Raw genomic sequence first — 16308 nt, 5'->3', positions numbered from 1 at the left:
TAAAGTAAAACCATTTTCCGACTGTGGCTATTTGCGTACCTTAGTGTAAAGAAACATAAAATACCTGTAAATACAAGTGTTTTATGCTGTAAATCAACATTTTATTTGTTTTGTGATTTCAGTAATTTTCTCTTATTTGCATCCTTTTTTAGGTCAAAATAGGTCAAAATAGTGTTTGAAAAGAACCTGGTCTTACATCCAAAAAAATCAGAAGAGCATTCAGTATAGATTTTAACATTTCAAAGCGGTTTTATTTTCAAAAAGGCAAAAATTTCAAGTCAGTTTCGGTTAAGATGATTTGGTTTTTTGGAGCAAAAAAAATTTCAAAACTAATTTGCTGTATATCGATACGAATTTAAAAAAATCGAAATTAATTTTTTTGAAGTGAAACACTAAGATAGAAGAATTGATTTTTAAAACGAATTAACATTACCAACTAAATAATTTACAAAATGCAAAAAAATTATCCCTTTTTTGAAACTAATCTTCCAACCTTTATCAAAGGTCTTTTTCAAAAAAACAGTATTAATGTTGAAACCTTAAAGAACAACACGGTGTTTTCAAAATTTACTGTACTGTTCTTGTTGGTCCTTACAAGTTTGGGTTATGGTCAAGTTGAAAACTTTAATTCCGGCATCCCGGCAACTTGGGCAATAACCAGTAACCAAACAGTTACTAACAATTGGGTACCAAATCCAGCAGCGGGATTAAATGGTACAGGATGTGCCACAGTAAATCCGGCATCAAACAATACACAAGGGCAAACAGCCGAGTATTTTTTGATTTCGCCACAATTGGTAACACCAACCAACGGAGAAATCAGATTTTATGTCAAGCAAGGTAGCTTTACCAATAGAGGAACTATTTTTCAATTAAGAGTTTCTACGGCCAATCAGCCTGATATCAGTAGTTTTAACGTGACTTTGCAATCATGGACAGAAGCTCAATTAAATACTGCAGCCACCACTTGGCAAGAAAAAATAGTTCCTATTCCTAGTATACCTTCCGGAATTCCGATTTATTTGGCTTTAGTTGCTATTACAAATCAAACAGGAACTACCGCTACCAGTGGAGATACTATTTTTGTAGATAATTTTAGACTGATTCAAAGTTGTGTTCCGGTTACCGGAATCAATACTGTTATTACTTCAGATTCTGCTCAAATCACTTGGACACATCCAACTGCCACTCAGTTTGGAATTGAAGTAGTTCCTGCCGGCGCCGGTCATGGTGCTTTAGGAACGCCGGTTTCGGGGACATCCTACACCGCTTCGGGTTTAGACCCTTTGACAACTTATGATGTTTATATTATAGCAAATTGTGATGCTGAGACCTCCAGCTCTTGGGCAGGACCTTTTTCATTTACTACAGCGGCGATTGGTTTAACCTGTCCTACGGCTATTCAAGTGCCTTCAGATGTTACGGTTACACCTTATGTATACAGTAATAATTTGAACCAATTTTATGATGCCAATACGTATGTCAATTACAATAGTCAGGATTTAGCTTGTCAACCGGCCGGAACGCCTTCTACATGGAATTTGTTATTAGGAAATCATGCTTACTTTTCATTCACGCCGGCTACTTCAGGTTTGGTAAATATTACTCAAACCGCGAATGTGATTTCTGGCGGTGGAGGGAATAATTGTTACAATGCGTCCTCAAGTCTTTTTATATTTAATGGCTGTGCCGGTGTAGGAACTTCTGCCGGTTGTTTGGGTGGAGTAAGAACCGATACCAATATGCTTACCGCTGGATTTTACAACTTTTATGTTACAGCGGGACAAACTTATATTCTTTTAGTTTCTTCGCCTTATCAAAGAACTAATCCGGGTGCAGGGATTTGTTTTACGTTAACCATCAGTGGTTCTAATTGTCCGGCTCCGGCAGTGATTACTTATGAAAATTTACAGCAAACCAGTATTACAGCTTCTTGGAATAATGTGCAAAACTTAGTTAGCGCCTGGGAATACATAGCTTTACCCGTTGGTGATGGCCCTCCATCAACAACACAAGTAGGAACTCCAACTAATACCAACATAGAAAACCCTGTAACAGGTTTGATACCGGGAACCGATTATAATTTATATGTTCGTTCTGTTTGTAATGGTATTCCGGGACCGTGGAGCGCACCAATGCCTTTTACCACTCAGTGTAATCCATTGCCATTACCATATTACACAGGATTTACAGGAACATCAACGACTAATCCTGAGCCTTGTTGGACGGTATTGAATTTAAATAACGACCCTTATAAATTTACTTTTGGGAATAATGCCTTTTCAGAACCTTGTGCCCGATTGAGAACAGCTGATGCTGCTCCTAACGATATGTTGATTACACCACAATTTGTTTTTGATGGTGTTACCCAAAAAAGACTTAGATTTAAGTATAATGTTTACGGAAACTGGGGTCTTATTGTTAACAATCCACCGGGAGGTCCGGGTTCTTTTGAAGTACTGCTTTCTAACACAGGTGTTGGAGAAGATGACTTTACCACTGTATTAGTGCCTTTAACTTCCTATGTTACCCAATACAATTTTATTGAAATGATTGTTCCCATTCCGGCTAACATTGTTGGGAATGTTAATATCGCTTGGAAATTGCCTCAGGGATCATTACAAACGGGAATACAGTTTTATATAGACGATGTTTATGTTGAAGACATGCCGGCTTGTTCAGAACCACTTTATCCGGTGATTACTCCGGGAACTATTACTACAACTTCATTGGAATTGTCTTGGACCAATGGTTATAACAATACACAATGGCAGATTTCTGTGCAACCTGAGGGAACCGGAACACCAATACCTAGCTTTTTAGTTAATACAAATCCTTACACTATTACCGGGTTGACTCCGGGAACAAGATATGAGATATATGTTAGGGCTTATTGTAATGAGACAGAGCAAAGTATTTGGGCCGGACCAATCTTCTTCCATACACTATGCGACCCACAGCCGGTTCCGTATTATGAAAGTTTGAATGATAGTGACCCGAACACTAAAAAGTTCTGTTGGTCAGTCAGAAATATAGGTAATGACAATACTGAGTGGCGTATCAATGAAAATGATGCTTCTATTAGGCAAGCTCCTTCATTTTTCACCCCTTTTGCAGGGTTTGATGATTGGTTGGTAAGTGGGCCTATTAATGCAGTTGGTTTGAAAAGATTGCGTTTTAACTACAAAGCGACTGTCAATGCTTTTGCACCGGTAGCTAGAGGTAATTTTGAAGTATTAATGTCAACTTTACCCGATTTTAGTACTTACACTACTATTATACCGTCTTTTGATTTTACCAATACCAATTATATAGAAAGTACCTCTTTATTTACAGGAACAGGAGTTGTTTATATAGCTTTCAGAGTTCCGCCAACTATGGATAATCCTGGCAATTCTGGTCTTATGATTATCAACGATGTTACTATTGATGACGCACCGGCTTGTCCTTCTCCAACCAACTTAAATGCAACCAATCCGACTACAACAGGAATAACTTTTAGTTGGACAGCTGGTTATTTAGAAACGGCTTGGGAAGTGAGTATTCAAGAACCAGGAGGAGGCGTGCCAACAGCAAACGGGATTTCGGTACTTACTACACCAACCTATACAGTTGGAGGTTTATTGCCTAATACACAATACGAGTATTATGTTCGTGCAGTTTGTGATGTAAACACCAAAAGTGAATGGATAGGTCCAATTTTATTCAGAACAGATTGTTCAATTTATCCTTCTCCATTTATTGAAACATTTGAGCCGAATTCTGATACAAAGGCATGTTGGAAAATTACAGATGGCAATACCAACGGAAACACTTGGTCTTTAAATTCTACAGTTCAGCCTATTTTTGGTCAAATGATGGCGGCTATGTTTACCGGTACCAATGGAAATAATAACGATTGGTTAGTGTCTCCAACCATTACAGTACAACCAAACCAAAGATTGCGCTTTTATTACAAAGTATATGATAGTTTCTTTGAAGAAGATTTAAAAATAAAAATTTCTACTAACGGTTCTGATATTAGCCAGTTTAACACAACTATATATGAGAACAGTTTGGCAGCGGATACTGATGCTACAGGTGTTGTAGAAGGGTCAAATAGCATTACTTTAGCTTCGGCAGCCGATGCTGCAAGGGTAAGACCTGGCGATTTTATATACATCCCTGGATTTCCATTCCCGTATCCGACTTATGTTGCGTCAGTTTCCGGTAATGTGGTTACGATGACTACCACTGCTACCATTACTCAAACCGGGGTTCAAAATGTTCAATTTGAGCATGAAGCTATCAACAACGAGGAGGTTAAAGAGATGGTTATCAACCTTACTGATATAACGGCACCAACAAATATTAATTTTGGATTTTATATTCCTTATTTCCCACCTAATCCCTGGGCTTATCGCAGTCAGTTACTTTTCATAGATAATTTTATTATTGAAGACATTCCGGCTTGTCCTAATGTTACGAATGTGACCACTTCTGATATACTTGATGTTTCAGCAGTAATTAATTGGGATCCTGTTGGTACAGAGACAACTTGGGAAGTATCCGTACAACCTTATGGAACTCCTGCACCAATAGGCAATACATTGCCGGCTTATCTTCACACAACTACTTCTCATCCTTATACTATTAATGGTTTAATACCTTCAACATTATATCAATATTACATTAGAGCGGTTTGTAGTAGTACTTCACAAAGTGAATGGGTTGGACCATTTGAGATTTTAACCAAATGTGATTATGTAAATGTATGTGAATATACCATCTCACTAACCAGTGGTTCAACCGGTCAAGTGGCTCAACAAATTAATGTCATCCAAAACGGTGGTGTAGTTCAGGTATTAGAATTTCCCGGTTTTGGACAACCTGCGACTTTAGATTATACGGTTTTCTTGTGTACAGGAGTTGAGTTTTCTTTATATTGGTTAGGATTAGGAAGTGGTACTCAATATTCCCAAGCTCAAATCGTTGTTAAAGACCAGTCAAATAATATTATTTGGACCAGTCCATTAGGCTTAGGGGATAATAATACGACTCTATTTTCAAGTGTGGCCAATTGTGGTGTGGTGACTTGTCCTCAGCCAACTAATTTAGCGGTTAACAATCAAGGAACACTTTCTTGGACACCGGGAGGAACAGAAACGCAATGGGAAGTTTTTGTACAACCTTATCAAAACGGAACTATTCCGCAATCGGGAACCATTGTGAATACACCTTCTTATACACCATCTGCTTCTGACTTTATAGATGCAACAGCCGGAACTTATGAGTTTTTAGTTCGTGCCGTTTGCGGACCAAATGACAAAAGCTATTGGTCAGGACCACAAGAGTTTATCAGGAATAACGAAGCTGTAAATGCGATTCATTTACCGGTTAACAGCACTGAAATGTGTGATGCCTACGGAGCAATGGCTTCCTTTATTGGAGCGACACCTTCTGCAGAGCCAACAACTTGTGGAGGGGTTAATGGAGGCGATGTTTGGTTTGATTTTGTCGCGACTTCTAAAGTTCACTACATAGAAATTAAAGATTTAGCTCCTGGCAGCTATTATGTTTCATCCTATGAACCTGAATTCCCGAGAATTATGATGTCATTGTACCGACAACTGCCGGATAACTCTTTGGTAGAAATGGGATGTAGTGATAACAATTCATTCACAGCCATCTATTCAACAGAGTTGGTTGTTGGGAATACTTATAAAATCAGATTGAAATTAAACAGTACTTTGACTAATGAAAAAACATTCTCGGTTTGTGTGACTACACCGAATGATTTGTGCGATATCAATGCTTTTAATTACAGTTTCGAAAAGCCACCTATGCAAACTGTTACCGGAATTTCAAGTTTTTTAACTTCAATAGTGGTTCCGGGTTGGAGAACCAATACCGATAGAGGAACCATTTTCTTCCAAGAAGAATTAAATACTATCGGTTCATACCCAACTTATGAAGGAGGGCAAATGATTCAATTAATTGCTGATGATCCTAATACTTGGAATCCGAATGATCCTAATATTAAAGGGTTGTATAAAGATTTTGATACTTCAGAATTGACACAGGTGGATTATAGTTTCGCAAGTGCAACCCGAACAAATGGTTCTACCTTGCAACTTTATGCCGGACCACCAACGGGGCCATTTACGTTGGTTGCCACACATTTTGCCAATGAAATAAATTGGGAATTGGTTACCGGAACTTATATTGTACCAACAGGACAACCTAAGACAAGGTTTATTTTTAGACCGGAAGGTAATGAAATTGGTCATCTTTTAGATGCCGCAAATTTTAAAGCACCGGTTGATATTCTTACTAACGATAGTATTACTTTAGATTGTGATGCCACATCGACTACTTTAGAAGCCAGAGGAGTTGGTCAATGGGAAGCTGATGTCAACAATCCTGTTGCAGCTACAATAGCCACTCCTGATAGCACTACAACAAACATTACAGGGATTACCAGTCCGGGAACCTACGTTTTCTATTGGAAAACCCGTTATTGTGAAAAAATGGTTACAATTGCCAAACAAGGAACTAATGAAACTACCCAAGTAGTTAGTCCGGTTGTATATTGTGTTAACGATGTTGCTACACCTTTATCGGCAACGGTTAATTCAGGCTATACTGTTAATTGGTACAACCAAGCCGTTGGCGGAACCGGAACTACTGTGGCTCCGACACCAAGCACCTCAACAGCCGGAAATTCACAAGTGTTTTATGCTGCAGCAGTTGATACCAACGGTTGTGAAGGACCTCGTGCTGAGGTTATGGTACAAGTAAATGATTTACCAACAGCTACGATTTCAGGAACTACTACAATTTGTGAAGGAAGTACAGCAGTTATAACATTTAACGGAACTCCAAATGCTGTAGTAACTTATACCGTAAATGGAGGTTCAAACCAAACAATTACTTTAGATGCAATAGGAACGGCTACTTTAACAACAGCTGCTCTAACCGCTAATACAGGTTATGATTTAGTAAGTGTAACTTCTTCAGGAACCAATCCGTGTAGTCAACCTATAACCGGAAATGCACTTGTTACTGTTGAAGCATTGCCAACAGCAAGTATCTCTGGAACAACAGCTATTTGTGAAGGAACAACAGCTACCATAACATTTAATGGAACTCCTAATGCTACAGTAACTTATACTGTTGATGGAGGAGTCAATCAAACCATTGTGTTAGATGCTTCGGGAACCAATACTGTTACTACTCCGGTATTGACAACGAATAGTACTTACAGTTTAGTAAGTGTAACAGCTTCTGGTACTTTAGCTTGTAGCCAATTACAAACCGGTTCAGCTGTCATTTCAATTAATGCCTTGCCAACTGCAACTATTTCAGGGACAACTTCAATTTGTTCAGGTGCAACTGCAGTAATCACGTTTAGTGGAACGCCAAATGCTGTTGTAACTTATACTGCTGATGGTGGCGCCAATCAAACCATAACTTTGGATGCTGCAGGAAATGCAACCCTTACTACACCGGCTTTGTCTGCAAATAGCACTTATGCTTTAGTAAGCGCTACTTCCGGAACGACTACTTGTAGTCAGACGGTAGCGGGTTCTGCAACAATCACGGTTGGAGCATTACCAACGGCAACTATTTCAGGAACGGCAACTGTTTGTCAAAATGCAGTCAGCCCAACAATTACATTTACCGGTGCCAATGGTGCCGAACCTTATACCTTCACCTATACTATCAATGGTGGAGCAAACCAAACTTCAACAACAACTACCGGGAACAGCGTTTCCATCAGTGTGCCAACTACTTCAGTCGGAGTATTTACTTATGACTTAGTAAGTGTTTCAAGCGCCGGATTAACGTCGTGTTCTCAAACACAATCAGGTTCAGCTGTAGTAACAGTTGAGGCATTGCCAACAGTAACGATTTCGGGAACGGCTACAATTTGTACCGGATCAACAACTGCGATAACATTTAACGGAACGCCAAATGCGACTGTGACCTATACAGTAAATGGCGGAGCGAACCAAACGATAGTTTTAAATGCATCGGGTACTGCATCAATTACTACTGCGGCTTTGACCGAAACTACTACCTATGCTTTAGTTAATGTAACGGCATCAGGAGTTGCTTCTTGTAATCAGAATATTTCGGGTACTGCTGTGGTAACAGTAGTAGCTTTACCAACGGCATCAATTTCGGGAACTACCACTGTTTGTCAAAATGCAAACAGTCCAAGTATTACATTTACCGGTGTTGGTGGGGCTCAACCTTATACTTTCACTTATAATGTAAACGGCGGTGCTTCTCAATCGGTAACAACCACCAGCGGAAATAGTATTTCTGTTAGTGTGCCAACTACTTCTGTTGGTGTATTTACTTACCAATTATTGAGTGTGTCAAGTGCCACATTGTCTTCATGTTCTCAAACTCAATCAGGTACTGCAATAGTAACCGTTGAAGCATTACCAACAGTGACGATTTCAGGAACTACTTCAATTTGTACCGGATCAACTGCCACGGTAACATTCACGGGAACACCAAATGCTACTGTAAACTACACCGTAAACGGAGGAAATAATGAAACAATAGTCTTAGATGCTTCAGGAAATGCTTCGATCACCACAACGGCTTTAACAGCGACAACCACTTATGCTTTAGTTAGTGTAACAGGAGCGGGAACTAATCCTTGCAGTCAAGCTATTACAGACTCTGCTGTCATTACCATTACTCCGGAGTTAATTTTTGCTATTGATGATTCTTGTCAAAATAGTATGTTGACATTAAGTATAGTCGATGCTAACTTTAATACCGATGCAGCAAGTTATACTTGGACATATGGAACAACTACGGTTGGAACAAATGACTCTCTCAATGTAGAAGAATTTATGACTCAAAATCCAAGTTTGGTTTTACCATTAACTTTCACGGTTTCAATAGGATTAAACGGATGTGATACTACACAAAGTTTTACAGTAGAAAACAATCCTTGTAGAGTAATTCCAAGAGGAATTTCGCCTAACAATGACCAGCTGAATGATACATTTGATTTAACGGGTTATGGGGTAAAAGACATTATCATTTTCAACCGTTACGGTACCAAAGTGTTTTCTTTCTCAGGAAACTATACTAACCAATGGAAAGGACAATCTGACGGCGGAGATGAATTGCCGGACGGCACTTATTTCTATAGCATTCATACCAATGAAGGGGTTAATAAAACAGGTTGGGTATATATAAACAGACAGTATTAATCAAATAAGTATAAACAGTTTGTTTGCGTTTTACCAACAAACTATTATTAAATAAAATGACACACCTAATGAAAAAAGGATATTTAGCACTGGCATTACTATCATTGTTCGCATTGGAAGTGAAAGCGCAGCAAGATCCACATTATACACAATACATGTATAATATGAACGTCATGAATCCGGCATATGCAGGTTCAAAAGAAAACATTTCGGGAGGATTACTTTACCGCCAACAGTGGGTTGGGTTAGAAGGCGCTCCAAAAACAGCCACTTTTGCCATTCACAGTCCGGTAGGTAAAAATGTGGGATTAGGATTGTCTGCTATTTCAGACAAAATAGGCCCTGTGGAAGAAACCAATGTATACGGAGATTTCTCCTATACTGTTAATATGGGTGGCCAAAGTAGACTGGCTTTCGGTTTGAAAGCCGGGGCCACTTTCCAAAAAATCGGTTTGTTTTCAGATATTGGAAATGGATATACCCAACAACCGGGCGACTTTGCTTTTGATGAAAACAGCAACAATATCAAATTGAATATTGGAACCGGATTATTTTTCTATACCAATAAATATTATGCTGCTTTATCTGTGCCTAATATGCTGGATGGAAAACATTTAGATATTACCCGAAACGGACAAGAATACCAATTTGGAAGTGATACCCAACACTATTTTTTAACCAGTGGTTATGTGTTTGACTTATCGGCCAATACCAAATTCAAACCGTCATTTATGTTGAAATCGGCTTTTAAAGCACCGACCTCGTTAGATTGTTCGGCTAACTTCTTGTTCTTTGAAAAATATGAAATCGGCGGTACCTATCGTTTAGACGACTCTTTCGGAGCTATGGTTAACTTTGCGGTAACGCCTTCGGTTAGAATTGGCTATGCTTATGATCACGTTATTTCAGATATCCGAGGAACATCTCCGGCTTCTCATGAGTTTATGTTGTTATTTGATTTAAATTTGTCTAAAAAAGTTTCTGTTTCACCAAGATTTTTCTAAAAACACCAACCATGAGATTGAAGATTCACGAATTCCAAAAAAACGACATTAAGCTTATGAGTAATAAAACTTATATCACCTTTAGTTTGCTCTTACTGCTAACAGTAAGTTACGGGCAAAATAGTGCAACAGCCAAAGCCGATAAGCTTTTTGAAAGCTATCAGTATGTTGCGGCTATCGAGGAATACCAGAAACTAGCGGAAAGCAAAGGTGCTAATGAATATATTTATACGCAATTAGCCGAAAGTTATTACAATGTTTTTGATTCAGAAAACGCCTCAAAATGGTACGCTAAAGCTACTGCTAAAGGGAAAGCGGAAGCCGAAACGTATTACCGTTATGCGCAAACTTTAAAAGTTTTGGGCAAATATGCTGAAGCCAATAAACAGATGGATGTTTTTGCCAAAATGATGCCGAATGACGACAGAGCTAAGGAACATTTGGCTAACCCCAATTATATCCCGAGTTTGGCCACCAATTCTAAATTGTTTGATGTCGCTGAAACGAATATAAAAAGCAAAGGACAAAGCGATTTCGGCGCTTTATTGAGCAATGATAATACTTTGTATTTCGCCAGTACCAGAAACAGTTCCAACAAAACGGATAAATGGAGCAACCAACCTTATTTAGACATTTACCAATCAACCAGAGATGACAAAGGCATTTTTTCCGAACCTACACCGGTTAGAGAATTAAACACTCCTTTTCATGATGGTCCGCTTACTTTGAGTGCCGACGGAAACACCATGTTTTTTGCCAGAGACGGTCACAGTGAAGGGCAATATGAGAAAAGCAAAAAAAGCAATACTAAAATTGGACAACAAGGAATTTACAAAGCCACAAAAGTAGCCGGTAAATGGACCAATGTTGAAGCGTTGCCTTTCAATAGCACCAGTTATTCAGTAACCAATCCAAGTTTGAGCAAAGATGGGAAAACCTTGTATTTTGCTTCTAATATGCCGGGCGGATTGGGAGAATCTGATATTTGGAAAGTAGCTGTTGAAGCCAATGGATATGGTAAACCTGAAAATTTGGGCCCTAATGTAAACACAGCCGATAAAGAAAATTTTCCTTTCATCGCTGAAGACAATACCTTGTATTTTGCTTCATTAGGAAGACAAGGTTTGGGTGGATTTGATGTGTACAAAACCAATTTAAACGGTTCAGACCAAGCCATAAATCTTGGCAAACCGGTAAATAGTGAGAAAGACGATTTTTCTTTTAGCTTTAACAAAAATGCTAATATTGGATATTTTTCTTCCAACAGAAATGGTGACGATGCCATCTTTTCGGCAGCACCACTTTGCAAAGCTGAAGCCATTGTATTGGTGACTAATGCCAAAACCAAATCGCCATTGGCCAATGCATCAGTAGCTATTTTGGACTTAAAAGGAAATGTAATCGCCACTGAAAAATCAAATGCAGAAGGAAAAGTGAGTTACCCGATTGAATGTAATTTGGGTTACGGTTTACAAGTAGCAGCTCAAAATTTTGAAACCGCAACGTCAGCGGTAAAAGCCGTAAAGGCAGGAGAAACCGTTGTTGAGGTGGCTTTAGTACCATCATCAGTAATTATTACCGATACCGAAGTAATCTTGAATCCGATTTATTTTGAATACGATAAAAGTAACATCACCGCTCAAGGTGCTGTAGAATTGGATAAGTTAGTCAAAGTGATGCAAGACAATCCTTCTATGGTGATTTTTGTCAAATCACATACCGATTCTAAAGGTAGTTTGAACTACAACTTAAACTTGTCGGAAAGAAGAGCGCAATCAACCGTTCAATATTTGATTTCTAAAGGAATCACACAAGGACGTATTTCAGGCAAAGGATTTGGAAGTACCGAGCAAAAAGTAAAATGCGGCACCAATTGTACTCCGGAGCAAGATGCTCAAAACAGACGTTCAGAGTTCTTGATCGTAAAGAAATAAAACTAAAATATAACATAGAATACCCAGTCATACTGTTAAAGAGTAAAAGTTAAATAGATTAATGATTGGTTAATGATAGCTAATCTCGATGGAAATTGAGATTGGCTATTGTGCATAAATTAATGATTCAATGAAGAAAGTTTTAACGATACTATTGTCCTTTGTTTTTGCCAATACACTTGTAGCCCAAGTAGAACCCAATGATTGTGTCAATGCTTTGACTGTTTGTGGCAACGGTACTTTTTTTTCCAACGCAAACGGTATAGGTAACAATCAGGAAATTAATTCCTGTGGTGGATTTGAAAGCAATTCTCTTTGGTTAGAAATCAATATTGTGCAAGGAGGAACATTAGGGTTTAATTTGATTCCGGATGATCCGAATATTATGGTCGATTATGATTTTTGGGTATTCGGACCTAATGCGGTTTGTGGTGCCTTGGGAGCGCCTATTCGTTGTGCTACAACCAATCCACAACAAGCCGGTTTGACGTCAAATTGGACCGGAATGTATGGATCCACTCTGAATACACAAGTAGGTCCGGGACCAAGTGGCAATGGTTATGTAAGATGGCTTAATGTATTGCCGGGACAATCTTATTACATTGCCATTGACAGGCCTAATGGTGATGGTGGTTTTCAATTACAATGGATAGGTTCGGCTACCGCAGGGACCGGAGCTTTTCCTTCACCGCCAAGTGCAGCTTCAATTCCCGATGTGATGACTTGTAGCAATACTCCCAATGTTGGTATTTATGATTTAAATTCGGTTAGACCACTGATAAATGCCGATACTACTGGTAATAGTATAACTTTTCATGAAACTGTTGCAGATGCAAATGACAACATCAATTCGTTACCTAATATTTATTCAAACATATCCAATCCGCAGACTGTTTATGTGAGAGTGACTGATAATAACTCGAATTGTTACAGCATAGCTGAGTTTGATTTGGTAGTCAATTTAGTTCCCAATGCTAGTATGAGTGTTTCTCCGACAGCTATTTGTTCAGGAGATAGTGTAACGGTTACTTTTTCAGGAACACCGGGAGCCAATATTGATTACAGTATTGGTGGCGGACCAACACAAAACACAAACTTGAATGCCTCAGGGACTTTTACTTTAACACAATCTCCTACATCAAACACAACTTATGCGCTAACAGCTGTTAGAGCTTTAGATGCATCGGGAGCTACTATTTGTTCGCAACCTCTAAATCAATCGGCTACTGTGATGGTTAATCCTTTACCATCGGCCACAATATCGGGAACAACAACTATTTGCTCCGGAAACACCACAAACGTTATGTTCAATGGGACACCCAATGCCACAGTAACTTATACCGTCAATGGCGGGAGCAATCAAGCTATTGTTTTAAACGGATCCGGTATGGCAACGATTACAACTCCAATCTTAACTGCTGATGCAACCTACGAGTTAGTAAGTGTGGCTTCATCGGGAACTCCGATTTGTAGTCAGACCCAAACCGGTTCGGCTATAATTACGGTAATAGCTTTGCCAACTGCTACAATATCCGGTACAACATCTGTTTGTTCCGGCTCAACAACAATTATAACTTTCAACGGAACACCAAATGCCACAGTTACTTATACTGTAAATGGAGGGACTAATCAAACCATTGTTTTGGATGGTACAGGTTCAGCTGTATTAACCACATCGGCATTAACCTCAAACACCACTTATGCTTTGGTGAGTGTTGCGACTTCCGGAACACCTGCTTGTAGTCAAACCCAAACCGGTTCAGTAGTAATCACTATAAACTCGGCACCAACGGCAACCATATCAGGAACTACAACTATTTGTTCAGGAAACACCACTGTTATCACTTTTAACGGGACACCTAATGCAACCGTAACTTATACTATTAATAACGGTACCAACCAAACCATACTTTTAAACGGATTAGGTACGGCTACTTTAACAACAGCAGCATTAACAACTACTACGGCTTATGATTTGGTTGAGGTTACGCTATCCGGAACACCGCCATGTAGTCAAACGTTGGTGGGCTCGGCTTTAGTAACTGTAAATCCTTTACCTACGGTAACAATTTCGGGTACAACCACAATCTGTTCAGGAACTACTGCTGTAGTTACCTTCAACGGAACTCCTAATGCTACTGTAACTTATACAGTAAACGGAGGTGCCAACCAGACCATTGTTTTAAACGGTTCCGGTTCGGCTACTGTTACGACCCCAATTTTATCGGCAGATAGCACTTATGATTTAGTGAGTGCGACCTCTTCAGGTTCTCCTACTTGTAGTCAAACCCAAACAGGCTCGGCTGTAATCACGGTTAATCCGCTACCAACTGCGACTATATCGGGAACCACTACAATTTGTTCAGGTTCAACTACTACAATTAGCTTCAATGGTACACCCAACGCCACAGTTACGTATACAGTAAATGGAGGTGCTAATCAGACTATTGTTTTAAACGGAAGCGGTTCAGCTTCGCTTACTACACCGTCATTAACTGTAAATACCACTTATGCTTTGGTTAGTGTAATTGCTGCGGGAGTTCCGGCTTGTAGTCAGACGCAAACCGGTTCGGCGATTGTTACCATAAATGCTTTACCATCAGTAACAATTTCGGGGACAACAACCATTTGTTCCGGAAATACTACTGTAATAACTTTCAACGGTACACCGAATGCTACAGTTGTTTATACCATAAATGGAGGAGCCAACCAAAACATCGTTTTAGACGGAACCGGTTCCGCTAACTTTACCACTGCAGTCTTAAATACCAATACCACTTATGCTTTAGTAAATGTGACCTCCGCTGGAGTTCCTGCTTGTAGTCAGACACAGTCAGGTTCGGCTGTTGTAACAGTAAATGCATCGCCAACCGTAACCATTTCAGGAACAACAACCATTTGTTCAGGGAATACAGCAGTAATCACTTTTAACGGTACTGCCAATGCAACGGCAACTTATACTATAAATGGTGGTGCCAATCAGACAATTGTTTTAGACGGTTCAGGAGTTGCTACTATAACCACGCCGGTATTAACCTCAAACAGCACTTATGCTTTAGTGAGTGTCGCTTCTTCCGCGGCGCCGTTTTGTAGTCAATCGCAATCGGGGTCGGCAATAATAACAGTGAATCCGCTACCTTTAATTACTAATGTGCCAGCAAGTTTTTCAGCTTGTTCCGGAGAAACAATTATTACAAATGCTTTTGTAAGTTCTCCTGTCGGAGCAAGTTTTAGTTGGACCAATAGTTTGCCATCAATTGGATTGTCAGCTTCCGGAAACGGTAATATTCCTAATTTTGTTGCTGTCAATAATGGTTTATCTGCTGTTACAGCCGGCATTAATATTGTAGCCACTTTAAACAACTGTTCAACAACAGGTTCTTATGCCATTACTGTAAACCCATTACCTTTAGCCAATCCGGTGATTACGGATTACGAGTTGTGTGATTACAACAATCCGGGCGATGGAGCGGAAGTCTTTACTTTAAATACCAAAGACGCTGAGATAGCTAACGGTCAAGCCAATGTTACCATTAGCTATTATTTAACTCAGGCCGATGCTCAGACACAAACGAGTCCACTGCCGAATTTGTATACTAATATCAGCAATCCACAAGAGGTTTGGATTAACATCAGCAATAATACGACGGGTTGTAGCTCGGTAAGTTCATTTAATTTGGTGGTCAATCCATTGCCATTGGCTACGACACCGGAACCTATATTCCAATGTAGTAACGGAGCCACGACTCAAGCTTTGTTTGATTTAACGATTAATGAAGGAGTTGTTATAGCCGGTAATACTTCTCAGGTTAGTGTTACTTATTACAATACTTTGCTTGATGCCCAAAATGAGACGAGTCCGATAGGTACACCGAGTACTTATACCGGTACGGATAATGAGATAGTTTATATCAGAGTAGAAGACAATGTTACGGGTTGTTATTCAACGACGACCCAATTGTTAAGAGTAACCCAAGGGCCGGTTGCCATTACCCCGCAAGCATTACATTATTGTGATCCTAATAATGATGGATTCGGCGTATTTGATTTAGAGTCTGCCACCACACAAATAGCCGGAGGAGTATGGCCACTAACGGGTGTTTCTATTAGCTATTATGAAACTCAGACCGATGCTTTGATTGGCGCAGC

At 39.4% G+C, this 16308-nt stretch carries 4 protein-coding genes; all 4 read left to right on the top strand.

The genetic code is table 11. The features are described from left to right. The first annotated feature begins 452 nt into the window (after window positions 1–452). Window positions 453–9221 (top strand): choice-of-anchor J domain-containing protein, encoded by an 8769-nt coding sequence (locus HA632_RS02325; RefSeq protein ID WP_176305628.1) that lies wholly within the window; start codon window positions 453–455, stop codon window positions 9219–9221. Between the two features lie 68 nt (window positions 9222–9289). Then, window positions 9290–10225, top strand: a complete 936-nt coding sequence (locus HA632_RS02320) for a type IX secretion system membrane protein PorP/SprF (RefSeq protein ID WP_176305627.1) — start codon at window positions 9290–9292, stop codon at window positions 10223–10225. A gap of 11 nt (window positions 10226–10236) precedes the next feature. Continuing rightward, window positions 10237–12159, top strand: a complete 1923-nt coding sequence (locus HA632_RS14040) for an OmpA family protein (RefSeq protein ID WP_303396484.1) — start codon at window positions 10237–10239, stop codon at window positions 12157–12159. A gap of 130 nt (window positions 12160–12289) precedes the next feature. Further along, the coding region (locus HA632_RS02310) for a beta strand repeat-containing protein (protein WP_369597749.1) at window positions 12290–16308 on the top strand (4019 nt) is incomplete at its 3' end.

Source organism: Flavobacterium sp. J49, assembly GCF_011742145.1.
Classification (GTDB): Bacteria; Bacteroidota; Bacteroidia; order Flavobacteriales; family Flavobacteriaceae; genus Flavobacterium.
Note: the sequence above shows the minus strand (reverse complement) of the source record. Positions and strands in the feature narration are given on the sequence as shown.